The sequence below is a fragment of the Mesorhizobium sophorae genome, assembly GCF_002270415.1.
Taxonomy (GTDB): domain Bacteria; phylum Pseudomonadota; class Alphaproteobacteria; order Rhizobiales; family Rhizobiaceae; genus Mesorhizobium; species Mesorhizobium sophorae.
Map to the genome: position 1 here is coordinate 215,537 of NZ_NNRI01000013.1, position 23,523 is coordinate 239,059.

The 23,523-nt window shown below is 63.2% G+C and carries 20 protein-coding genes and 1 tRNA gene; 11 read left to right on the plus strand and 10 right to left on the minus strand.

Annotated features, from left to right (window positions below):
* The first annotated feature begins 12 nt into the window (after nt 1–12).
* Genes nuoN through CGZ66_RS20300 form a run of 3 tightly spaced genes read left to right on the plus strand, consistent with a single transcriptional unit; the run spans nt 13 to nt 3,980 of the window.
* Nucleotides 13–1,449 carry an NADH-quinone oxidoreductase subunit NuoN gene (nuoN, locus tag CGZ66_RS20290; RefSeq protein WP_095087239.1) on the plus strand — a complete coding sequence of 479 codons (1,437 nt, stop codon included), beginning with the start codon at nt 13–15 and terminating at the stop codon, nt 1,447–1,449.
* A gap of 5 nt (nt 1,450–1,454) precedes the next feature.
* Nucleotides 1,455–2,276: a biotin--[acetyl-CoA-carboxylase] ligase gene (locus CGZ66_RS20295; RefSeq protein ID WP_095087241.1), complete on the plus strand. Its 822-nt coding sequence runs from the start codon at nt 1,455–1,457 to the stop codon at nt 2,274–2,276.
* Between the two features lie 33 nt (nt 2,277–2,309).
* Nucleotides 2,310–3,980, plus strand: coding sequence for a ribonuclease J (locus tag CGZ66_RS20300; RefSeq protein WP_095087246.1), 1,671 nt, complete (start codon nt 2,310–2,312; stop codon nt 3,978–3,980).
* A gap of 15 nt (nt 3,981–3,995) precedes the next feature.
* Here CGZ66_RS20300 and CGZ66_RS20305 read toward each other — a convergent pair whose 3' ends face one another.
* Nucleotides 3,996–4,859 (minus strand): MBL fold metallo-hydrolase, encoded by an 864-nt coding sequence (locus CGZ66_RS20305; protein ID WP_095087248.1) that lies wholly within the window; start codon nt 4,857–4,859, stop codon nt 3,996–3,998.
* Between the two features lie 189 nt (nt 4,860–5,048).
* On the opposite strand from CGZ66_RS20305, the gene mce reads away from it, so the two are divergent.
* From mce to CGZ66_RS20335, 6 genes are all read left to right on the plus strand, one after another.
* Nucleotides 5,049–5,453: a methylmalonyl-CoA epimerase gene (mce, locus tag CGZ66_RS20310; RefSeq protein WP_095087251.1), complete on the plus strand. Its 405-nt coding sequence runs from the start codon at nt 5,049–5,051 to the stop codon at nt 5,451–5,453.
* A complete protein-coding gene (locus CGZ66_RS20315) occupies nt 5,450–5,734 on the plus strand; it encodes a DUF1467 family protein (RefSeq protein WP_095087253.1) in 285 nt (94 codons plus the stop codon). Before mce ends, CGZ66_RS20315 begins: the two co-directional genes overlap by 4 nt.
* Before the next feature lie 630 nt (nt 5,735–6,364).
* On the plus strand, nt 6,365–7,693 hold the full coding sequence (proS, locus tag CGZ66_RS20320) for a proline--tRNA ligase (RefSeq protein ID WP_095087255.1): 1,329 nt from the start codon (nt 6,365–6,367) through the stop codon (nt 7,691–7,693).
* Nucleotides 7,690–8,976, plus strand: a complete 1,287-nt coding sequence (locus CGZ66_RS20325; protein WP_095087257.1) for a lipoprotein-releasing ABC transporter permease subunit — start codon at nt 7,690–7,692, stop codon at nt 8,974–8,976. The genes proS and CGZ66_RS20325 overlap by 4 nt, the downstream gene beginning before the upstream one ends.
* Nucleotides 8,973–9,665: an ABC transporter ATP-binding protein gene (locus CGZ66_RS20330; RefSeq protein WP_206073731.1), complete on the plus strand. Its 693-nt coding sequence runs from the start codon at nt 8,973–8,975 to the stop codon at nt 9,663–9,665. Before CGZ66_RS20325 ends, CGZ66_RS20330 begins: the two co-directional genes overlap by 4 nt.
* 525 nt (nt 9,666–10,190) lie before the next feature.
* Nucleotides 10,191–11,441, plus strand: coding sequence for a site-2 protease family protein (locus tag CGZ66_RS20335; RefSeq protein WP_095087259.1), 1,251 nt, complete (start codon nt 10,191–10,193; stop codon nt 11,439–11,441).
* 70 nt (nt 11,442–11,511) lie between these two features.
* Here the strand turns inward: CGZ66_RS20335 and lipB are convergent, their stop codons facing one another.
* Nucleotides 11,512–12,255 (minus strand): lipoyl(octanoyl) transferase LipB, encoded by a 744-nt coding sequence (lipB, locus tag CGZ66_RS20340; protein WP_095087260.1) that lies wholly within the window; start codon nt 12,253–12,255, stop codon nt 11,512–11,514.
* A 234-nt stretch (nt 12,256–12,489) separates the two neighbouring features.
* Between lipB and CGZ66_RS20345 the strand changes: the two genes are divergently transcribed.
* Nucleotides 12,490–12,574 (plus strand) — tRNA-Leu (locus CGZ66_RS20345).
* Between the two features lie 200 nt (nt 12,575–12,774).
* Here the strand turns inward: CGZ66_RS20345 and CGZ66_RS20350 are convergent.
* From CGZ66_RS20350 to CGZ66_RS20385, 8 genes are all read right to left on the minus strand, one after another.
* On the minus strand, nt 12,775–15,459 hold the full coding sequence (locus CGZ66_RS20350) for a phosphoenolpyruvate carboxylase (protein ID WP_095087973.1): 2,685 nt from the start codon (nt 15,457–15,459) through the stop codon (nt 12,775–12,777).
* A 64-nt stretch (nt 15,460–15,523) separates the two neighbouring features.
* Nucleotides 15,524–16,492, minus strand: coding sequence for a 2-hydroxyacid dehydrogenase (locus tag CGZ66_RS20355; protein WP_095087262.1), 969 nt, complete (start codon nt 16,490–16,492; stop codon nt 15,524–15,526).
* Between the two features lie 77 nt (nt 16,493–16,569).
* Nucleotides 16,570–17,469 (minus strand): succinate--CoA ligase subunit alpha, encoded by a 900-nt coding sequence (gene sucD / locus CGZ66_RS20360; protein ID WP_095087264.1) that lies wholly within the window; start codon nt 17,467–17,469, stop codon nt 16,570–16,572.
* A 13-nt stretch (nt 17,470–17,482) separates the two neighbouring features.
* Nucleotides 17,483–18,667: a malate--CoA ligase subunit beta gene (locus CGZ66_RS20365; RefSeq protein WP_095087266.1), complete on the minus strand. Its 1,185-nt coding sequence runs from the start codon at nt 18,665–18,667 to the stop codon at nt 17,483–17,485.
* A 21-nt stretch (nt 18,668–18,688) separates the two neighbouring features.
* Nucleotides 18,689–19,651, minus strand: coding sequence for an HpcH/HpaI aldolase/citrate lyase family protein (locus CGZ66_RS20370; protein ID WP_095087268.1), 963 nt, complete (start codon nt 19,649–19,651; stop codon nt 18,689–18,691).
* Between the two features lie 13 nt (nt 19,652–19,664).
* Nucleotides 19,665–20,855 carry an aminotransferase class V-fold PLP-dependent enzyme gene (locus tag CGZ66_RS20375; protein WP_095087270.1) on the minus strand — a complete coding sequence of 397 codons (1,191 nt, stop codon included), beginning with the start codon at nt 20,853–20,855 and terminating at the stop codon, nt 19,665–19,667.
* A 134-nt stretch (nt 20,856–20,989) separates the two neighbouring features.
* Entirely contained in the window at nt 20,990–21,613 is a 624-nt protein-coding gene (locus tag CGZ66_RS20380) for a response regulator transcription factor (protein ID WP_095087975.1), read from the minus strand.
* Nucleotides 21,614–21,720: 107 nt separating this feature from the next.
* Nucleotides 21,721–21,996, minus strand: a complete 276-nt coding sequence (locus CGZ66_RS20385) for a hypothetical protein (RefSeq protein ID WP_143748793.1) — start codon at nt 21,994–21,996, stop codon at nt 21,721–21,723.
* A gap of 64 nt (nt 21,997–22,060) precedes the next feature.
* Here CGZ66_RS20385 and mgtE point away from each other — a divergent pair, with 64 nt between their 5' ends.
* Nucleotides 22,061–23,479 (plus strand): magnesium transporter, encoded by a 1,419-nt coding sequence (mgtE, locus tag CGZ66_RS20390; protein WP_095087273.1) that lies wholly within the window; start codon nt 22,061–22,063, stop codon nt 23,477–23,479.
* The last annotated feature ends 44 nt before the right edge of the window (nt 23,480–23,523 follow it).

A 23,523-nucleotide genomic window follows, 5' to 3' on the forward strand; every position in this document is an offset into this window, starting at 1 on the left:
GTTTTGCGAACCATGACGCCGGACCTTCTCTCCAGCCTGTCGCTGTCGACGCCAGAGCTGATCCTCGCCATCGGCGCGCTGGCGCTGCTGATGGTCGGCGCCTATTCGCGCGCCAACACCGCCAATACGGTGACCGGCCTCGCCGTCGCCGTGCTGGTGATATCAGGCGCCTGGCTGGTCTTCCGCACGGGGCAGGGCAGCGCCTATGGCAATGCCTTCATCCAGGATTCCTTCGCCCACTTCATGAAGGTGCTGGCGCTGATCGGCTCGGCGGTGACGCTGGTGATGTCGATGCGCTTTGCCAAAGCGGAGCATTTCGACAAATTCGAATATCCGGTGCTGATCCTGCTTTGCACGCTCGGCATGATGCTGATGATCTCGGCCAACAGCATGATCGGGCTCTATCTCGGCCTTGAACTGCAGTCGCTGGCGATCTACGTGCTGGCGGCGATCAACCGCGACAATCTGCGTTCGACAGAGGCCGGCCTGAAGTATTTCGTCCTAGGCGCACTGTCGTCGGGCATGCTCCTCTATGGCATCAGCCTGGTCTACGGCTACACCGGCAACACCGGCTTCCAGGAGATCGCCACGGCGTTGGGCAGCGGCGAGCGCCAGCTTGGCCTGGTTTTCGGTCTGGTCTTCGTGTTGGCCGGCCTTGCCTTCAAGATCTCGGCGGTGCCGTTCCACATGTGGACGCCCGACGTCTATGAAGGCGCGCCGACGCCGGTGACGGCCTTCCTGGCGGCTGCTCCCAAGATGGCGGCGATGGCGCTGATGGTGCGCGTCACCATGGGCGCGTTCAAGCCGATCGCCTCGGACTGGCAGCAGATCGTCGTCTTCATCTCGATCGCCTCGATGGCGCTCGGCGCCTTCGCGGCGATCGGCCAGACCAACATCAAGCGACTGATGGCCTATTCCTCGATCGGCCACATGGGCTATGCGCTGGTCGGCCTTGCCGCCAACAGCCAGGCGGGCGTGCGTGGCGTTGCCATCTACATGCTGATCTACCTGGTGATGACGCTCGGCACCTTCGCCTTCATCCTCGCCATGCGGCGCAAGGAAGGCAATGTCGAGCAGATAAGCGACCTGGCCGGCCTGTCGTCGACCAACCCGATCATGGCGACGATCCTGACCATCCTGATGTTCTCGCTGGCCGGCATTCCGCCGCTCGCCGGTTTCTGGGGGAAATGGTACGTCTTCCTCGCCGCCATCAACGCCAACCTCTACGCGCTGGCGATCATCGGCGTGCTGGCCTCGGTGGTGGGTGCTTATTACTATCTGCGCATCATCAAGATCATGTGGTTCGACGAGCCGGTTGGCGGCTTTGTGCCGATGGCGAGTGAACTGCGCCTGGTGCTCGGCGTCAGTGGCGCCTTCGTGCTGTTCTACGTGCTGATCGGCGGGCCGATCGGCACCTATGCCGAAGCCGCCGCCAAGACATTTTTCTAAACGGCATGGCGTTTCGGCTGGCTCCTACCTCGGCGTCGGAAGGGTTCCGGCTCGAGGCACATGACAGCGTCGGCTCCACCAATGCGCTGGCGCTGGACCATGCCCGGGCCGGCGACCCCGGCAGATTGTGGGTCGTTTCCAAGAAGCAGGAAAGCGGGCGCGGGCGGCGCGGCCGTGTCTGGGCGACGCCGGAAGGCAACCTCGCGGCGACGCTGCTTGTCATCACCACTGCCGAACTTCGCCTTGCCGCGACGCTTGGCTTCGTAGCCGGGCTGGCGCTGGCCGATGCACTCGACGCGGTCGTGCCGAAGCGCCGGATCGCCATAGGCCTCGACGGCGCAAGTGCGGGCAAAAACCGTTTCGAGCTGAAATGGCCGAACGACGTGCTTGCCTCGGGCGCCAAGCTGGCCGGCATCCTGCTGGAATCGGCGATCCTGGACGGCGGCCGTTTCGCGGTGGCTGTCGGCATCGGCGTCAATGTTGTGGCATATCCCGAGGATTTGCCTTATCCGGCAACTTCATTGCGCGCGCTGGGCGCGACATGCGATGCGGAAACATTGTTTCTGGCGCTGTCGGATGCCTGGAGCGAGAATGCCCGGTTGTGGGATGAGGGGCGCGGACTTGCCGCCGTCAGGCAACGCTGGCTGGCACGGGCTGCGGGGCTTGGCGGCGAGGTTGCTGTCAGAATTGACGGTAATGTGGTGCGCGGCGTGTTTGAAACCATTGACGAGGACTGCCGTTTCGTGATCCGCGACGATGAAGGTTCTATTCTGACGATCGCCGCCGGCGACGTGCATTTCGGCGCGGTGGCGTCTGCCCGCGTCTAACGGGCTGGCCTGAGGGCCAGGAAGGGAAAAATCATGGCGAATGCGGAAAACGCCGAACTCGTCTTCGTGCCGCTCGGCGGCGTCGGCGAGATCGGCATGAACTTCGCCCTCTACGGCTACGGCCCGCCGAGCGCGCGCGAGTGGATCGTCATCGATGTCGGCGTCACTTTCCCCGACGCCAGCCTGCCCGGCGTCGACCTGGTGCTGCCCGACACGCGCTTCATCGAGGAGAACCTCGCCAATCTGCGCGGCATCATCATCACGCATGCGCATGAAGACCATTACGGCGCGCTGCTCGACACCTGGCCGAAGCTGAAGGCACCGGTCTGGATGACGCCGTTCAGCGCCGGCCTGCTCGAAGCCAAGCGGCAGGGCGAGCAGGGCGCGCCGAAGATCCCGCTGACCATTTACCGGGCGGGCGAGAAATTCACGGTCGGCCCGTTCGAGATCGAAGCCATTCCCGTGGCGCACTCTATTCCCGAGCCGATGTCGCTGGCGATCACGTCGCCGGCCGGCACCGTCATCCACACCGGCGACTGGAAGATCGATCCGGAGCCGACGATCGGCCCGAAGACCGACGAGGCGCGGTTCCGCGCCTATGGCGACAAGGGTGTTCTGGCGCTGATCTGCGATTCGACCAATGCGCTGCGGGAAGGCGAGTCGCCTTCGGAAGTCGCCGTGGGCGAGGGCCTCAAGGGCGTCATCCAAGCTGCCAAGGGCCGCGTCGCCGTCACCACTTTCTCCTCCAATGTTGGCCGCATCATCTCCATTGCCAAGGCGGCGCGGGATGCCGGCCGCCAGTGCCTCGTGCTCGGCCGTTCGTTGAAGCGGGTGATCGATGTCGCCGATGAACTTGGCTACATGGACGGGTTGCCTGAGTTCATCGCCGAAGAGGATTTTGGCTTCATTCCGCGCGAAAACCTGGTGATCATCTGCACCGGCAGCCAGGGCGAGCCTTTGGCGGCGCTGGCCAAGTTGTCACGCGAAGAAATGAAATCGGTGTCGCTGACGGCCGGCGATACAGTGGTGTTTTCCTCGCGCACGATCCCCGGCAATGAAAAGGCGATCCTTGAGATCAAGAACCGCCTGATCGACCTCGGCATCAAGATCATCGAGGACGGCGACGCGCTGGTGCATGTTTCCGGCCACCCGCGGCGCAGCGAATTGCGCAAGATGTACGAATGGGTGCGGCCGCAGATCGGCGTTCCCGTGCATGGCGAGGCGGCGCATCTGGTGGCGCAGGGGTCGCTGATGTCGACCTCCGGCATCGGCCAGGTGGCGCAGGTGCGAGACGGCGACATGCTCAGGCTCGCTCCCGGTCCCGCCACCATCATCGACCAGGTGCCGTTCGGGCGCATCTACAAGGACGGCAGTCTGATCGGCACCGATCAGGCGATGGGCATTCGCGATCGGCGCAAGCTGTCCTTTGCCGGCCATGTCGCGGTCAATGTCGTGCTCGACGACAAATATGAGCTTGCCGGCGATCCCGATCTGGTCGCCATCGGCGTCGCTGAGGCCGATGCAAGCGGTGAGGCGCTCGAAGATCTGATGATCGATGCGGCAGTCGGCGCGGTGGATTCGATCCCCCGCCAGCGGCGAAAGGATCTCGACCTGGTGCAAGAGGCAGTACGGCGCGCTGTGCGCGGCGCTGCCAACGAAGCCTGGGGCAAGAAACCGCTTGTGACGGTGTTTGTCACCCGGTGAGGGTGGCAGCGTTCGCTACACGTTCAGCTGATAGCTGACGGGAAGCCAGCGAAAAGAGCCGTCCACCTGCTCGACATAGCCCAGACCTGGAAATGGCATGTGATAGCCGGCGACCAGCAGACGCTGTTCAGCGGCCATCTTGAGCAGTCGCCTGCGGGTCTCGATCGCCAGGTCTTTGTCATCATCCAGATCGGCACGCCAATCCGGCCGCTGGATGGACACGACATAGTGCAGGAAGGCGTCCGACCAGATGAGCAATTGCTGTCCGTCGCTTTCGACGAGAAACGCCAGCAGCCCGGGAGAATGACCGGCTGCGTCGATGGCGGCAATGCCAGGCGCAACCTTGTCTCCGGGCGCTATGAATGCTGCCTGGTCGGCCAGGTTGCTGCAAATGCGCCTGAATAGATCACGATTTTTCAATCTGGCCTCGCGCACCGCATTTCCCTCGGTCCAGAAGCTGAATTCCGCCGCGCCGAATACATAGCGTGCTCGCCTGAAAACGGGTTCGCCATCCTTCACAAGTCCTCCGATGTGATCCGGGTGCCCGTGGGTGATGATCACCACGTCAATGTCATCAGGCCCGAGCCCAAGGTCCTGCAGACAATCCAAAAGCGAACTGTCCGCATCTCCGCATCCGGTGTCGAACAGGATCTTTTCGGAACCGGTGTCGATCAGCGTCGGGATGAAACAGTGCTCGTGGCGATCGCGGTCGATGAAGTTCGAGACAGCGAGTTCGTGCACTGCGGTTGACGACTGTCCAGGTGCCAGGGCCGATGCAAGGTTGTTGCGAACATCGACGGCATCGAGCAAAGCGGCAACTTTGAATGAGCCAAGACCGAATGTGAAAACGCGTGGGCGGGAAGGGTGGGCGTCGAACATTTGCCGTTTGTACTTCGCAGTTGCCGGTTGGAACAGCCTGGGCGGTGATTTTGAAACTCTCTGTCCGTTCAAGAGCGTTCGAGGACGGCTCGTCAAAGTGCGACAGTGCGCGCCTGGTGAAAGGCTGTTGATATCAGTCGATTTGACGTATGACGCCAGCCATCGGGACCCAGAAGGGAATGCTCGGATATGCTCGGTCGCCTGAACCATGTTGCGCTTGCAGTGCCGGATCTGGCTGTGGCCGTCGCCGCCTATCGCAACACGCTCGGCGCCGAAGTGACGGAGCCGCAGGCACTGCCGGAGCACGGTGTGACCGTGGTGTTCGTCAATGTCGGCAACACCAAGATCGAACTTCTGGAGCCGCTGGGCGAGGGCTCGCCGATCGCCGCCTTCCTGGAGAAGAATCCGTCCGGCGGGATGCACCATCTTTGCTACGAGGTCGACGACATTCTGGCCGCACGCGACCAGCTCAAGGCCGCAGGCGCGCGCGTGCTGGGTGACGGCAATCCGAAGACCGGTGCGCATGGCAAGCCGGTGCTGTTCCTGCATCCGAAGGATTTCTTCGGTACGCTGATCGAACTGGAGCAATCATGAGCTGGGTATCGTTCACCGCACTTTTCTTCGCCACCTGGTGGATCGTGCTGTTCGTCGTGCTGCCGTTCAGCGTCAGGACACAGGACGACGATCACGACGTGACGCTGGGCACGGTTCCAAGTGCGCCGCGCGGCCCGCATATGCTGCGCGCCATCCTGCGAACCACCGTCGCCACGGCGGTTCTCATGGGCATTTTCTACGGCCTGACGAAAGGGTTGGGATACAGCCTCGACGAGGTGCCGCACATCATTCCGGAATTCAGTCAGACGCCAACGAAATAGGCCGTTTTCAGGCCGCGTTTCAGCCGATTCGAGATCGACACGATATCGCCTGGAGGCCATGGCGATTCTGGCCTTGTGCCGGTTGACGCAAGGTCATCCAGTTTATCAATCTCTGCTGCTAACCAGATGTTTGCACAAAAAAAATGCAAGGCACAAGGCCTTGCAATTTAAACGCGTCCGATCTGTTTCCGGTTTCCGGCGGCAGCGAGTTACCGCGCCTAGATCGCATCCTCCCAAGACTTTGACCGCGTAGGAGAGCAGATTTTTCTCTACCCTCTCGGTTATCGGGGCACATTAGCCCAACGCGAATGAAAATGTCACGAAGAATTTTGCCTTGAAACGGGCATTCTCGTGCTGCACTGCACAATAGTGTGGCAGGCTTTGCTTGGGAAACGACCAGTAAGACGCGCGCGGCACTGCAGCATCCCTGGAACGCCGGGTGTCCGAGGTACGCGCGAGGACGCTCAGGCACGTTCGACCCCATGTATCGTGCCTTTCCGAAGCCGATTTCCGATTTTCGGATCGATGCGTCCGGGTTTCCATTCCGCCATGAAATGGCTATGAAGCCGGGGCAAGCAAGCCCGTGTCGCGCCGATTCCCGCGCGGCCATCCTCACTCACGGACCAGTCCATGCGTTTGTCGCGCTATTTCCTGCCTATCCTCAAAGAAAATCCGCGCGAGGCCGAAATCGTCTCGCACCGGCTCATGCTGCGCGCCGGCATGATCCGCCAGCAGGGGCAGGGCAGTTTCTCGTGGCTGCCACTCGGCAAGCGGGTCCTGGACAAGGTTTGCCGGATCATCCGCGAGGAGCAGAATCGCGCCGGTGCGTTGGAAATCCTGATGCCGACCATCCAGTCGGCGGATCTGTGGCGCGAAAGCGGCCGCTACGATGACTACGGCAAGGAGATGCTGCGCATCAAGGACCGGCAGGACCGCGACATGCTCTACGGCCCGACCAATGAGGAAGTGGTCACAGAGATCGTCCGCGCCTACGTGAAGTCCTACAAGGACCTGCCGCTCAATCTCTACCACATCCAGTGGAAGTTCCGCGACGAAGTGCGGCCGCGCTTCGGTGTCATGCGTTCGCGCGAATTCCTGATGAAGGACGCCTATTCCTTCGACCTCGGCTTCGAGGGCGCCAAGGCGGCCTACAACAGGATGTTCGTGTCCTATCTCAGGACGTTTACGCGCATGGGCCTGCAGGCGATTCCGATGCGGGCCGACACCGGGCCGATCGGTGGCGATCTCAGCCATGAATTCATCATCCTCGCCGACACCGGCGAGAGCCAGGTTTTCTGCCATCGCGACTATCTTTCGCTCGATGTGCCCGGAGAGAAGACCGACTTCGCCAACGACGCCGAGATCGGCGACATCGTCAAGACATGGACGACGCCCTACGCCGCCACCGACGAGATGCATGACGAGGCGGCCTGGGAAAAGATCGGCGAAGGCGACAAGGTTTCGGCGCGCGGCATCGAGGTTGGCCATATCTTCCATTTCGGCGACAAATACTCCAAGCCGATGGGCGCCAAGGTGACCGGGCCCGACGGCAAGGATCATTTCGTCTCCGGCGGCTCCTACGGCATCGGTCCGTCGCGCCTGGTCGCGGCGATCATCGAAGCCAGTCATGACGACAACGGCATCATCTGGCCGGAAGCGGTGGCGCCATTCGACATCGGATTGATCAACATGAAGGCGGGCGATGCCGAGTGCGACCGCGTCTGTGACGAGCTGCATGCCGCCTTCGTCGCCGCCGGCAACGATGTGCTCTACGACGACACCGACCAGCGGCCGGGCGGCAAGTTCGCCACCGCCGACCTGATCGGCCTGCCTTGGCAAGTCATCGTCGGTCCACGCGGCGTTGCCGCAGGTGAGATCGAGATCAAGAATCGCAGGACCGGCGAGCGCGAGACGCTGCCGATCGCCGACGCGAAAAAGCGCTTTGGCAGCGCCGCATGAGCGACGTGGCGGTGGCAAGATCGGCGGGCGCCGGACCTTTTTCCACCTTCGAGCGCATGGTTGCCTGGCGCTACCTGCGTTCGCGGCGCAAGGAGACGGTGATCTCGGTGATCGCCTCGATCTCCTTCCTCGGCATCATGCTGGGGGTTGCCACGCTGATCGTGGTGATGGCGGTGATGAACGGCTTCCGGGCGGAGCTGTTGACGCGCATCCTCGGCGTCAACGGCCATCTGATCGCGCAGCCGCTCGATTCGCCGCTTGAGGACTACGCACAGGTAGCCGGCCGCATCAACGGCGTGCCCGGCGTCAAATACGCCATCCCGCTGATCGACGGCCAGGTGCTGGCGCAAGGCAATGTCGGCGGCGGGACCGGCGCGCTGGTGCGCGGCATACGTGGCGAGGATCTGAGCAAGATCGCCATCGTCGCGGCCAACGTCAAGCAGGGTTCGATCGCCGGTTTCGACACCGGCGAGGGCGTCGCCATAGGCAAGCGCATGGCCGAGAATCTCGGCTTGGCGCTCGGCGACACGATCACCTTGATCTCGCCCGACGGCGACGTGACGCCGCTTGGCACGACGCCACGCATGAAGGGCTATCCGATCACCGCGATCTTCGAAGTCGGCATGTCGGAATATGACAGTTCCATCGTCTACATGCCGTTCTCGGAGGCACAGCTCTATTTCAACATGGACGGCCGGGCCCAGACGATCGAGATCTATGTCGACAATCCCGATGATGTCGACGCGCTGAAACCGAAGGTGGAGGAGGCGGCGCAGCGGCCAATCGACCTCGTCGACTGGCGCCAGCGCAACGAGACCTTCTTTTCCGCCCTGCAGGTCGAGCGCAACGTCATGTTCATGATCCTGACGCTGATCGTGCTGGTGGCGGCGCTCAACATCATTTCCGGCCTGATCATGCTGGTGAAGGACAAGGGGCATGACATCGCCATCCTGCGCACCATGGGGGCGTCGCGCGGCGCCATCCTGCGCATCTTCCTGATGACGGGGGCGGCGATCGGCGTGACCGGGACGATCGCCGGCGTGCTGCTCGGCGTGCTGATCTGCACCAACATCGAATCCATCCGCCAGTTCTTCTCCTGGATGACCGGCAAGGTGCTGTTCAACCCGGAGCTCTATTTCCTCAGCCAGCTGCCGGCAAAAATGGATCCGCGCGAGACGACCTATGTCATCCTGATGGCACTCGGGCTGTCCTTCCTGGCAACGGTGTTTCCAGCGTGGCGGGCCGCCCGGCTCGATCCCGTCGAAGCCTTGAGGTATGAATGATGGCCGAGGCCATTATCGAGCTGAAGAGCGTCGAGCGGCACTACGTCCAGGGGCCGCGCAAGCTCACCATTCTCAACGGCGCCGATTTCTCGCTGAAGCGCGGCGAGATGGTGGCGCTGGTGGCGCCGTCGGGCACCGGCAAGTCGACGCTGCTGCACACTGCCGGCCTGCTGGAGCGGCCTGATGCCGGCGACGTCATCCTGGCCGGCCGTGCCTGCGGCCGGCTCTCAGATGACGAGCGCACGGCGATCCGCCGCAACGATGTCGGCTTCGTCTATCAGTTCCATCACCTGCTGCCGGAATTCTCGGCGCTGGAAAACATCATGATGCCGCAGCTCATCAAGGGGCTGAGCCGCAAGGAGGCGTCGGAGCGCGCGGCGCAACTGCTCGACTACATGCAGATCGGCAAGCGCGCGTCGCACCGTCCGTCCGAGCTTTCCGGCGGCGAGCAGCAGCGCGTCGCCATTGCCCGCGCGGTTGCCAATGCACCTCTGGTGCTGTTGGCCGACGAGCCGACCGGCAATCTCGACCCGGTCACCGCCTCCTATGTGTTCGAGGCGCTGGCGGCGCTGGTCAAGCAATCGGGCCTCGCGGCGCTGATCGCCACCCACAATCACGAACTGGCCTCGCGCATGGACCGGCGCGTCACGCTGGCCGACGGCAAAGTGGTGCCGCTCGGCTCGAGCTGATCTCAGTCTCGACAGACCTGGCGCGCTCGCGAACAGCCCGCCCTCAGTGCGCATTGCGGCTCCATTGATGGTTGTCGCACGCCCGTCAACCTTTCCTTAACCCTGCCGATTTGATCGCCCGGAAGTTCCGGACGCGGCCGGATTCCGACCGTTGACAATAGAACAAAATTAGAACAAATTAAAAACATATCAACAACAGGAGAGAGTTATGACCGATCTGGTTCAGGATGTCATCTCACTGGTTTGCATGAGCACCTTTCTCATTTCCATGGCGATCTGGATCGGCGCCATGTGATCTGGAGTTGAGGACGTGGCGCGAACGCAAGCGTCCCTCGGGCGCGAAACTCCTCACACTTACCCTCTCCCCGTTCAAGACGGGGAGAGGGGGGCATCAACGCTGGCGGCGTGCCTTTCACTGAGACGCCGACGCGAATGGCATGTGACCGGGAACCGAGCTTTCCTGTTAAGCCTTTCTTGCTGCCGCGACGTTTAGGGTAGTCCCTCCAAGACAGGGAGTAACGTCGCGTGTCGCCCATCGTCACGGCCATCCTCGTGGCCAGCAATCTCGGGCTGATCTTTCTCTTGATGAGCGTGCCGCTTGGTTTGCGCACGATCAGGCTCAGCCGTGTCGTGGCTATGGACCAGCAGCGCCTCTGGCAGGCGCTGTGGCCGCTTGGCAGCGATGCCAGCTGGTCCGGCGAGATCCTTTCGGCCGAGCCGCTGGACGGCGAGGGCATGGCGCGCATCATGCTGTCTTGGGAAGGCCGCGACGGCAAGCCGATCGAGCGCAAGTCGCGGTTTGAAGACGTGGTCGAGGGCAGCCGTTTCTCGATGCGGGTCATCGAGGATACCGCGCTCGACGCCTCGTTCTGGAAGGATTTTCGCGAGACCACTGAGCTCGTTTCCGAAGGCAGCGGCACGCGGATCACGCTTGGCCAGACCGATCGCTATCGCGGCTTTGCCTTCCTGGTGTTCCGCTATTTCGCCATGCGCCGAGAACTCTCCAAGCTGCAGCGCTGGGCGAGGACCGGGCGATATCGCAAGGGCGGCTGGTTCGAGCATCCGCTCAGCCAGGTCGGCTTCGCCGCCCTGTCGGCATTGATCCTGTGGCCGTTCTTCGGGCTTCATCTCGGCGGACTGGCGCTGGCCGCGATCCTCACGTCGGTGGTGGCCCTGCATGAGCTCGGCCACATGGCCGCGTTTCGCCTGATGGGTCACAACAAGGCGCGCATGATCTTCATTCCGCTGCTCGGTGGCATCGCCATTGGCGGGCGTCCATATGACAGCCGTTTCGAAGTCGCCTTCGTGGCGTTGATGGGCGCTGGCTTCTCCGCCTTCCTGGTGCCGGTCGTCATCGCCGCCAGCACCTTTGCCGGCGCGGAAGGATATCGACTGGCAGCAATGCTGCTGGCGACGCTGGCGGGCTTTGCTGCCCTGTTCAACATTGCCAATCTGGTGCCGGTGTGGAAGTTCGATGGCGGCCAGGTGCTGCGCCAGATCTGCCCGGGGCCGATCGTGCTGGCGCTGGCCTCGTTCTCCCTGCTTTCAGCCTTCCTGGCGCTTGGCCGACAGGCTGGCTTTTCCCCGGGCTTTCTGCTCGCCGCGGGAGCGGTCTTCTCAATCCTCAGCCTGCTGACGATGCGCAGCGGGGTCAAGCCGCGCCACGAGCTGAAGCCGATCCGCACGGTCGACCGCTTCGTCATCGCCGGCGCGCTGCTGGCGGTCTTCGCCATCCATGGCTATGGCGTCCTGTGGGCGTCCGCGCAGCTCATCTGAAGGTGTTGATATTCAGATGATGCCGGCCTGAGATCTCAACACCACCTTGAGCCGTTTCCAGACGGGTGGGTCAGCCGGCCTTGCGGGCGGCTTCGACAGGCAAAGCCGTGGCGGGACCGAAGACGTCGTCGAAGGCAGATTTCAGGGCCAGGTCGAGGTCCGCCATTGTTATAGGCAAGCCGAGGTCGACAAGGCTGGTGACGCCGTGGTCCTGCACGCCGCACGGCACGATGCCGCTGAAATGGTCTAGGTCCGGTTCGACATTGATGGCGATGCCGTGAAAGCTCACCCAACGCCGCAGCCTGATGCCGATGGCGGCGATCTTGTCCTCGGCCGGCGAGCCGTCCGGGAGGGCAGGGCGATCCGGTCGCACCACCCAAACGCCGACCCGGTCCTCACGGCGTTCGCCGTGCACGTTGAAGGCGGCGAGCGTGCCGATGATCCACTGTTCGAGCGCGGCGACAAAGGCTCGGACATCCTCGCGCCGCCGCTTCAGGTCGAGCATCACATAGCCGACCCGCTGGCCCGGCCCATGATAGGTGTACTCACCGCCCCGCCCAGCCGCGAACACTGGAAAACGGTTCGCGTCGATCAGGTCCTCGCTGCGGGCACTGGTGCCGGCGGTGTAAAGCGGCGGATGTTCGACAAGCCAGACCATTTCGCCGGCGGCACCGCTTCGGATCGCCTCGGCACGCGCCTCCATGAAGGCCAGCGCATCGGGATAGGCGGTGAGGCCAGGCTCGATGCGCCATTCGACCGGTGCTGAACCGGGGAGCGGCAGGAACGACGTGGCGATCTGGCTGCGTTCTGGCATGGCTTTTCGTTTCGTTATGCACGCCATGATCCCAAAAACCGCATTGCGCTTTCGGGCGGGATGCATTTGCCTCCCATATGGCGCTATCGGGCCGAAACGTCCAGTTCCGGCTATGCATTCCAATTCTGTGGAACGTTATGCCAATCGCTGGCGATTATTGCTTGTCGCGCACTTGTTTCGCCGGAAACGATTTGCTACACGCCGCGAGCCGGTCGGTTCCGGCTCCTACCACGTGCGGTCGTGGCGGAATTGGTAGACGCGCAGCGTTGAGGTCGCTGTGGGGCAACCCGTGGAAGTTCGAGTCTTCTCGACCGCACCAAAATTTCCCTGACAGATTGCTTCTGGCGAGCTCTGACGGCAGGCGGTGACACGTCGCGGCCAGAGGGGTTTCCGGGGATCGAAACCGCGGCGGCGGCGCGTCATTCAGACCAGGCCGCCGCGCTTTTAGTTGATCGTGGAAATCAGGAGGATTTCGGCCTTTTCCTGCCCCGACTCGTAGGTCGCTCGGCAAAACCGGACCTATCCCGTCCACCCAAGGCCAGCCGAGATACAATTGATCGATACAAGCAGAGCGTCGGTCGCCCGCTTTTGATCCGCCGTGCCGGTATTTGCCCGAACTTCACGCAGCAGATCGACCTGCAGCCGGTGAATGTCATCCATCTGTCGACGCAGACTGTCGAAACGCCGCTTGAACATCGGAAAGCGCGCGGAAAGATCGCCTCCCGTGAGGTCGCCGATCAGGCGTCGCGTCAACTCGTATTCGGCGGCGATGCGGGCGTAGATTCGCTGGGCCGCATCGCCGTCGGACACCAGGCGGGCGTAGAGCCCCGCGATCTCCATGTCGGACTGGTAGAGCGTCTTCTCTGCCTCGTCGACGATCAAGCGGAAGAAGCGCGAGTGCTCGAACATGCAAGCCAGAAGTTCGCGCCCGGCCTCGCCGCGCACGGCGACGAAAGAGCTAAGCGCACTGCCGATGCCATACCAGCCGGTCAGCAGATGACGGTTCTGGCTCCATGCGAACACCCATGGAATGGCGCGCAGGTCAGCAATGCCGCTGGCGCCGAAACGGCGCTCCGGCCGTGACCCCATTTTCAGGAGCGCCAGCTCCGCGACCGGGCTCGCCTGGTTGAAATAATCGAGGAAACCGCGCTCGGCCATCAACCCGGCGTAGGATGCCTGCGACATGCCTGCCAGCGCTTCCAGCGCTTCGTCGAACTCCGGCGTTTCCTTCGGCTCGACATCACCTGGCGATACGACACCGTGGGCCAGCACGCCAGCGGCGAGAACCTCGAGCTGGTTGAGGCCGGTGCCGCGATTGGCGAATTTCGACGATACGACCTCGCCCTGCTCCGTCACCCGCATGGTTCTGGCGACAGTGCCTTCCGGTTGTGCCGCGATCGCCCGCCCGGTCGGCGCGCCGCCACGGCTGACAGAGCCGCCGCGACCGTGAAAGAAACTGATCCTGACGTTGTGCTTGCGCCCGATTGCAGCAAGGCGCTTTTGCGCTTTTGCCAGTTCCCAATTGGAAGCCAGGAAACCGCCGTCCTTGTTGGAATCTGAATAACCAAGCATGATTTCCTGGCGCGCGCCGAAATCTCGCACCGTCCGCCTCACCAGCGAAACGCCGAGCAATCCATTCAGGATGCCCGGTGCCGCTTGTAGATCGGCAATAGTTTCGAACAATGGCACGATCCGCAGCCTGATCGTGCCGCCGCCACCGGGCGCGGTTGAAAGTCCGCAATATTGCGCCAGCAGATAGACAGCGAGCAGATCGTCGGCCGAGCGGGTCATGCTGAGAACGAAGGAGCCGACAGCGTCGGCGTCCGAGCCGGAGATGTGCTCGCGGATAACGGAGAATGTCGAAAGCAGTTCGCCTGCTTCAGGCGAGAGCCGGCCTGCGTCGATCTCCATCCGCTCGCCCTGGCTGACGGCCGCGCGAATGCGCGCCGACCATTGCGGCGTGCCGGCTACGACCGGATCGGCGGGATTTGCCAGCGCAAACAGCTCGGCCAGCACCCGGTTGACGACGGTGGAGTTCTGCCGGATGTCGAGCGAGACCGTACGGAAGCCGAAGCTTCCGACTTGCCAAAGCAGAGGCTGGATGAAACGCTTGGCTACCGCGCGACCTCCGATCGCTTCGAGAACGGAAGACAGCCCGTTCAGATCAGCACGAAACGCCTCTGCCGAGAGATATGCCGCCGGACCGCCGTCTCGCGTGGCCTCCAGCCGGGCAAGCAAGGCCGAGGCGAACTGGCGAAGCGGTTCGTCAGGGTTGCGGGCGGCGATCACGTGCGCCAGTCCGCTTTTATCAAGCGCCGTTTGCAGCACCGGCTTGAAGCTGGTCGGCAGGTCGATGACGTTCGAGCTGGCGCTGAGCACCGTCACCAGCCGCTGCACCTGCGTCAGATACCAGCCTATTGCGGTGTTGCGGTATTCGGCCATGGCATGGGCGGTGACCGCGGCAGTCACATTTGGATTGCCATCGCGGTCGCCGCCGATCCACGAGGCATAGCGCATGAATGAGGGAATTCTGATCGGCTCTCCCGGATAGTGACGCTCGAAGGCGCCCTGAAGCTTGCCATAGAGCTGCGGCGTTGCCTCGAAGATGACTTCGCGAAAGAAATGCAGGCCCCAGGCGATTTCGCGTTCGACCGTCGGACGCTCCAGGCGCAGCTCACCCGTCATCCACAGAAGCTCGATCTCGCTTTCCAGATCGGCGACCAACAAGGAGCGTTCGCGCGGCGCCCAGCGTGGCTGGTCGAGCTCGGTCAGCTTGCGATAGATACGTCGGTGGATCTCCAGCACCGTGACCCGTTTGGCTTCCGTCGGGTGCGCGGTCATGGTCGGGCCGACGCGAAGCTCATCGAGCTTTGCCTGGACTTCCTCGGCGGAGTGGCCGTTCGCTGCCATCTGCGCGATCACGCTGGCAAAGGATCCGGGCACTTCGTCGACACCCGCGCCTTGTTCGAGTTCGCGGCGCGCCCGCATGGCAAGCAACTCGTCTGCTATCGCCAGCAACTGGAACCATACGCCGCTCGCCTGGAGCGCCGGGATGCGCTGCTCCGCGGCGAGGGAGACAAGGGACCGACGTCCGGCCAGAACGGCGGCGATCTCGGGCTCACGCGCGCTTGCGACCTGAAGCAGCAAGCGCAACAAAAGGCTGCGCTCGTCCTCACGAAAGTTGATGCGTCTGCTCTGTTCCAAACCGGTTTCCTGCTTCGTCCGCACCGATGCCGCTGTAGCCCTGAACCGAGGGCGGCGCCTGCTGTCAGGCGACCCGGTCGGGGACCGGGCGACCCTCGAAAAAGGCGGTCAGGTTCTCCACTACCTTCATGCCCATTGCCACCCGCGTTTCCTCGGTCGCACTCCCGAGATGCGGCAACAGCACCACGTTCTCCAACCGCTTCAGCGCCTCCGGAACGGCCGGCTCGTCGGCAAAGACGTCGAGACCCGCCCCAGCGATCTCGCGCCTTTCCAGTGCACCGATCAGGGCATCCTGGTCGACAACGTCGCCGCGCGCCGTGTTGATCAGGAACGCGTCGCTTTTCATGGACCGCAAGCTTCGGGCATTGATGAGATGTCGGTTTTCCGCGCCGCCCGGACAGTGCAGCGACACGAAATCGGATGCAGTGAGCACATCTTCCAGGGTTGGCATCTGCGCCGCGCCCATGGCGCGCGTCTCGTCATCATCGACCGGGGACCGATTGAAGAACACGATGTTCATACCGAAGCCGAAATGCGCGCGCCTGGCTGTCGCCTTGCCGATGCGCCCCATGCCGACAATACCCAAGGTTTTGCCAGACACCTTCGCTCCGGCCATATGGGTTGGCGACCAGCCGCGCCACTCTCCGGCCCGCAACTGCCGCTCGCCCTCACCAGTTCGGCGCGCGACAGCCAACAGCAAGCTGAGGGCGAGGTCGGCGGTGCAATCGGTCAGCACGCCCGGAGTGTTGGTCACGACGATGTCGCGGTCGCGGGCTGCCGCGACATCGATATGGCTGAAGCCGACGCCGAAATTGGCAATGATCCGGGTGCGGGCCGTGTTCTCGGGAAACACCGCACCAGGCAAGCGGTCGCTGACCGTTGCCAGGATCGCGTCAAAATTCGCGAATGCCGATGTCATTGCGGCAGGGCTCAGCGGCGTATCGCTGGGGTTGAGCGTCGTGTCGAAGCGCTCGGCGAGGATCGCTTCAACGGGGGCCGGCCATCTCCGGGTGACAATCAAACGCGGTTTCATCGAATTTCCTGCCGATCGATGGGCCGCGATGCATCCGCCGACCCGAAACAGACTTCACATCTTGCGCCATGCGACCGTCAGGCCGCCTTCTTCATCCCGGCCAGGGTATCGGCAACGACCTCCCCGAAGGACGATGGCGTCGGCACGATGACGACGCCGGCCTCTTTGAGGATTTCGACCTTTTCCTGCGCCGACTCGCCGAACGCCGATATGATGGCGCCGGCATGGCCCATGCGTCGGCCCTTCGGCGCGGAAAGCCCGGCGATGTAGGCGATCAGCGGCTTGCGCATGTTGTCGCGCGCCCAGATCGCGGCTTCCGCCTCCTGCGGTCCGCCGATCTCGCCGATCATGACCACGGCATCGGTTTCGTCGTCCTGTTCGAACAGCTTCAGCATGTCCTTGAAGGACGAACCGTTGATCGGATCGCCACCGATGCCGACGCTGGTCGAGACACCGATGCCCAGCGCCTTCATCTGCGAGGCGGCCTCATAGCCGAGCGTGCCCGAGCGCCCGACGATGCCGACGCGGCCGGGAAGATAGATGCTGCCCGGCATGATGCCCATCAGTGCCTGTCCGGGCGTGATCATGCCGGCGCAGTTCGGCCCGATCAGCCGCATGCGGTCCTCGAAACGGTAGCGAAGCATGTAGCGCTTCACCTGCATCATGTCCTGCGAGGGGATGCCGTCGGTGATGCAGACGCATAGCTTTATGCCGGCATCGGCGGCTTCCATGATCGAATCGGCGGCGAAAGGCGGCGGCACGAAGACGATGCTCGCTTCGGCACGGGTTTCGCGAACGGCGCCCTTGACGGTGTTGAAGACCGGCAGGCCGAGATGCTTCTGACCGCCCTTGCCGGGCGTCACGCCGCCGACGAGCTTGGTGCCGTAGCGCTTCATGTCTTCGGCATGGAAGCTGCCGATCTTGCCGGTGAAGCCCTGGACGATGACCCGCGTGCCGCGGTTGAGCAGGATTGCCATATTCTTAGCTCCCTCAGCTTGCTTTTTTGAGCGTTGCCGAACGCCACGCGGCGACGGCTTTTTCGGCGGCTTCCGCCAGCGTTTCGGCGACGATCACCGCCTCGCCGGAATCGGCCAGGATGCGGCGCCCTTCCTCGACCTTGGTGCCGGCAAGCCGCACCACCAGGGGGACGTTGACGCCGACTTCGCGGATCGCCTTGACGACGCCTTCGGCGACCCAGTCGCAACGGTTGATGCCGGCGAAGATGTTGACCAGGATGGTCTCGACATTCTTGTCGCCAAGCACGGCGCGGAACGATTTCGCGACCCGCTCCGGCGAGGCGCCGCCGCCGATGTCGAGGAAGTTCGCCGGCTCGCCGCCGGCGATCTTGATCATGTCCATCGTCGCCATGGCGAGACCGGCGCCGTTGATGATGCAGCCGATATTGCCGTCGAGACCGACATAGGAGAGGCCCCGGTCGCTGGCGAAGGTCTCACGCGGGTCTTCCTGGCTCTTGTCGCGCAGCTCGGAGATCTCCGGCCGCCGGAACAACGCATTCTCGTCGAACGACATCTTGGCGTCGAGCGCGACGAGGTTGCCGTCGCGGGTCACCACCAGCGGATTGATCTCCAGCATCGAGGCGTCGTAGTCGCGGAACACCTGGTAGCAGCTGAAGATGGTTTCGGTCGCCTTGCCGATCAGGTTCTGGTCCAGGCCGAGCCCGAAGGCTATCTCGCGCGCCTGGAAGCGCTGCATGCCGACGCCCGGATCGACCGTGGTCCGGATGATGGAATCCGGCGCCCTCTCGACAATATCCTCGATCTCCATGCCGCCGGCGGCCGACGCCACGATCATGACGCGCTCCTCCTTGCGGTCGAGAACGAAGCCGACATAGAGCTCCTGCGCGATGTCGACGGCCTCCTCGAGATAGAGCCGCGATATCAGCTTGCCTCGCGGGCCGGTCTGCTGGGTCACGAGCTTGCGGCCGAGCATTGCTTCGGCCGCGTTGGAGATCTCCTCGTCATTGGCGCAGAGCTTGATGCCACCGGCCTTGCCGCGGGCACCGGAATGAACCTGCGCCTTGAGAACCCATTTGCCGCCGCCGATCTCGCGCGCCCGATAGGTTGCCTGCTCGGGGCTGTAGGCCAGGCCGCCGCGCGGAACATGAACCCCATGGCGGGCAAGCAGTTCCTTGGCCTGGTATTCGTGAATGTCCATTTTTTGTCCTCCCAAGAGCCTTCAGTGCGTGGCGGCGTGCGCCTGGCCAGCGCGTTCGATTGCTTCGTTGACCACCAGCACATTGCGCGCCATGCGTTCCGACGCCGCGTCGATCATCTTGCCTTCGAGCGCCGCCGCGCCTTTTCCGAGCGCCTCCGCTTCCTTGAGCACTTCCAGGATGCGCCTGGCGCGGACGACCTCCTTTTCAGGCGGCGAGAACACGGTGTTGGCAAGCGCTATCTGCGAGGGGTGGATCGCCCATTTGCCTTCGATGCCAAGTGCCGCCGCGCGCCTTGCCGCAGCCGTGTAGCCCTCGGGGTCCGAGAAGTCGCCGAACGGCCCGTCGATGGCGCGCAGGCCGTAGGCCCTGCAGGCAACGGTCATCCGCGACAGGGCGAAATGCCACTGGTCGCCCGGATAGTCGGGATTGAGGCCGCCGATGTTGACGGTGCGCGCCTTGTTGCTGGCGGCATAGTCGGCGACGCCGAAATGCATCGCCTCCAGGCGGCCGGGCGTGGCGGCGATCGCCTCGACATTGGCCATGCCGAGCGCCGTCTCGATGAGGGCTTCGAGGCCGACGCGGGTCTTGTAGCCCTTGGCCATCTCGATCTGGTTGACCATGGCCTCGACCATATAGAGATCGGCGGGAACGCCGACCTTCGGCACCAGGATGGTGTCCAGCCGGTCGCCGGCCTGTTCCATCACGTCGACCACGTCGCGGTACATGTAGTGCGTGTCGAGGCCGTTGATGCGTACCGAAACGGTCTTGCCCTTGGCGCGCCAGTCGATGTCGTTGAGCGCCTGGATGATGTTCTTGCGGGCGCGTTCCTTGTCCGGCGGGGCGACCGCATCCTCGATGTCGAGGAAGACGAAATCGGCGGCGCTGTTGGCCGCCTTTTCGATCATCTCCGGGCTGGAGCCGGGAACCGCGAGTTCGCTGCGCTGCAGCCTGAGTTTTTTGAGATGGTTGATCGTGTGGCTCATGGTCGCGTTCCTCTCACGCCGCTTCGGCGACGGGTACCTCGGCCGAGGCACGGAAGTGCTGGATGGCGGCGCCGACGCCCGAACCTGGCGCCAGCCGGACGCCGCAATCGAGCAGCGCCATTTCCGCCGCCGACAGCGAGGCAAGCACCATCACCTCGTTCAGCCAGCCGAGATGGCCGATGCGGAAGACCTTGCCGAGCACCTTGTTGAGACCGCCTCCGAGCGAGGTCCGGTAGCTCTGGTAGGCGCGCTTGACGACGTCGCCGCTGTCGATGCCTTCCGGCACCAGGATGGCGCTGACGGTGTCGGAGTGCCATTTCGGCGCCTTGGCGCAAAGCTTCAGGCCCCAGGCGTCGACCGCCTTGCGCACGCCTTCGGCCAGGCGATGATGGCGGGCGAAGATGTTGTCGAGCCCTTCCTCGGCGATCAGGTCGAGCGAGGCGCGCAGTCCGCGCAGCAGTTGCGTCGCCGGCGTGTAGGGGAAATAGCCGGCGTCGTTGGTGCGGATCATGTCCTCGAACGAGAAGAAGCAGCGGCGGTGAGTCGCGACCCTGGAAGCGGCCAGCGCTTTCTTGCTGACCGAGAGGAAGCCGAGGCCGGCGGGCAGCATGAAGCCTTTCTGCGAGCCGCTGACGGCGCAGTCGACACCCCATTCTTCCTGACGGAAGTCGATCGAGCCAATCGACGACACACCGTCGACAAAGAGCAGCGCTGGGTGGTTCGCCGCGTCGAGTATGGCTCGGCAGCCTGCGACATCGCTGGTGACGCCAGTGGCGGTCTCGTTCTGCGTGCAGAAGATTGCCTTGATGCGGTGTGCCTTGTCGGCCTTCAGTCTTTCTGCGTAGAGGTCGAGCGGCACGCCGGTTCCCCACTCGCAGTCGATCACGTCGACCTCGAGGCCGAGGCGCTCGGCCATGTCGACCCACAGATGCGAGAACTGTCCGAAGCGCGACATCAGCACGCGATCACCGGGGCTGAGCACATTGGTCATCGCCGCCTCCCAGGCGCCGGTGCCCGACGACGGGTAGATGAAGACGCGGCCGGTTTCGTTCTTGAAGACTTTTTTGATGTCCTCGAACAGCGGCAGCGTGAAATCAGGAAACGATCCGGCGCGCATGTCCTCCATCGGGAGGTTCATCGCTTGCCGGACCTGCTCCGGAATGTTGGTGGGTCCTGGAATAAAAAGGTGGGTGAACCCAGCCATGCGTGAACTCCTCCGAAGTTAAAGATTTGTGGAGGGAGTGTCGTTTGGAAGGCGAGGGGCAACAACACCTTGGTGGGTAAGTTCTCGCCGCGCGCGGGTGGGGCGAGCCTACCCGCTCGGCCTACCCGGTCGCCTTACCCGACAGGCTGCTTGGGACTGCGACGCTTCTCGCTCGAATAGAGCGCGACGGCCATTGCCCGATTGCGGACGTCAAGCTTGTCATAGAGATTCTTGAGGTGATACTTCACCGTATTCTCGGAAATTCCCGTGCGCGTTGCGATCTGAAGGTTGGTCCAGCCGTCGGAAAGCACCGCCAGCAGTTCGCGCTCGCGAACCGTTAGCTGGGCCAAAGGCGTATCGTTGACCTTGTTGATGTCGATGTAGGGGATGCAGATGCGGCCGTGCGCGACGGCCAGGATCGTCTCGAAGATGATATGCGGATCGTCGAACTGGAAGCAGTAGCCTTGAGCACCGAGTCGCACGCACTGCTTCAAGATGCCGATGTCGTGGTCGTTGGAGAACACCGTGATGCGCACATCGAGCTTGCGGCTCTGGACCTCGGCCAGCACATCCGCGCCGTCCATGTCGGCGAGCCTCCAGCCGATGACAGCGACATCGAACGTGGTCTTTCCTGCCAGGTCCAGGAGTTGCCTGCCGCTCTGCACGGCGCTCAGCAATTCGAAACGTCCGTCGCATTCCAGCATTTCGCGGAGCGCCGATATGACAAGCGGATTGCGCTCGGCGACAACGACGCGAATGCGTTGCTGTCCTGATGTGGCCTCGTTCGTTCTCGCCGACCTTGCGTTCAAGGGCTTCCGTTCTGGACCGGTTGCGGGCATGGGCGGATCCGGCTGGTATCCGGACCCTATGCCATGACAATCGCCGCAACCGCGCAGGAGTGCTCTTTCCCCAGCGACATGCGCTGTCGCGCCATCTGAACCGGTATCCTGTTGGTTTTGACGCGATCGGCATTGTCAGCCCAGGGCTCGGCGATGTCCGCCTCTCGCGAAGTCAGGCCGGTAGGAGAAGCGCGCATTTCGTTTGATATTCCGTGCGTTAGGACCATAGGTTCCCAAATCGAATCGTGTTGCCGCGCGATCCCTGGATTGAGCGGCGAATTCTCCCCAAAAGCGGTTTCCACTTTTGGGTCCGATGCTCTAGACCTGAGACGCACCTTTTCCGGATTGCGATGGCGGGAGGCGCTGATGGAAGGCCAGGACGAACGGACGACCGGCGCCAGGGCCGCTGAAGACGCCCACGCCGATATTTATGGCGAGGATGGCGCCGTCCTTTCGTCCTTCCTTGCCCAGATCGGCGCGGCGATCGCCGACCGCGACACGCTCACGCTCAAGCATGAAGTCAACCACCTGCACCAGTCGGAGCTCGGCGACCTGCTCGAGGCTCTGCATCCCGAACAGCGCCGCGCGCTGGTGGACTTGTTGGGCGCCGATTTCGACTTCTCCGCGCTGACCGAGGTCGACGAGGCGATCCGTATGGAGATCGTCGACAATCTGCCCAATGCGCAGATCGCCCAGGCGGTGCAGGAGCTCGATTCCGACGACGCGGTCTACATTCTCGAAGACCTCGAAAAGGAAGACCAGGACGAGATCCTGTCGCAACTGCCGTTCACCGAACGGATCAGGCTGCGCCGCTCGCTCGACTATCCGGAAGAGACGGCCGGCCGCCGCATGCAGACCGAGTTCGTGGCGGTGCCGCCGTTCTGGACGATCGGCCAGACCATCGACTACATGCGCGAGGACAAGAACCTGCCTGAGCGCTTCAGCCAGATCTTCGTCATCGATCCGACCTTCAAGCTGCTCGGCGCCATCGACCTCGACCAGATCCTGCGCACCAAGCGCGCGGTCAAGGTCGAGGAGGTCATGCATGAGACGCGGCACGCCATTCCCGCCACCATGGACCAGGAAGAGGCGGCGCGGGAATTCGAACAGTATGACCTTCTGTCTGCCGCCGTTGTCGACGAGAACGAACGGCTGGTCGGCGTGCTGACCATCGACGACGTCGTCGACGTCATACAGCAGGAAGCGGAAGAAGATCTCCTGCGCATGGGCGGCGTCGGTGACGAAGAGCTCTCCGACAGCATCCTTTCGACCTCGCGCTCGCGCGTTCCGTGGCTGCTGGTCAACCTCTTGACCGCATTCCTGGCGGCTTCGGTGATTGGCCTGTTCGACCGCACGATCGAGCATATCGTGGCGCTGGCGGTGCTGATGCCGATCGTCGCCGGCATGGGTGGCAATGCCGGCTCGCAGACCATGACCGTCACCGTGCGCGCGCTGGCGACCAAGGATATCGATATCTACAATGCCGGCCGCATCATCCGCCGCGAGATGGGTGTCGGCTTCATCAACGGCATCGTCTTTGCCATCCTGATCGGCATTGTCGCCGCGACTTGGTTCCACGACAACAATCTGGGCGGCATCATCGCGGCGGCGATGATCATCAACATGTTCGCGGCCGCCTTGGCCGGCATCCTGATCCCGCTGCTGCTCGACCGTTTCAAGATCGATCCGGCGGTCGCTTCGGCGGTTTTCGTCACCACGGTCACCGATGTCGTCGGCTTCTTTGCCTTTCTCGGCATTGCCACGTGGTGGTTTGCGGTGCCTTGAAGGCGCATCGTGCCCTCAATTGACTTTTACGTAAATGCCGTGCG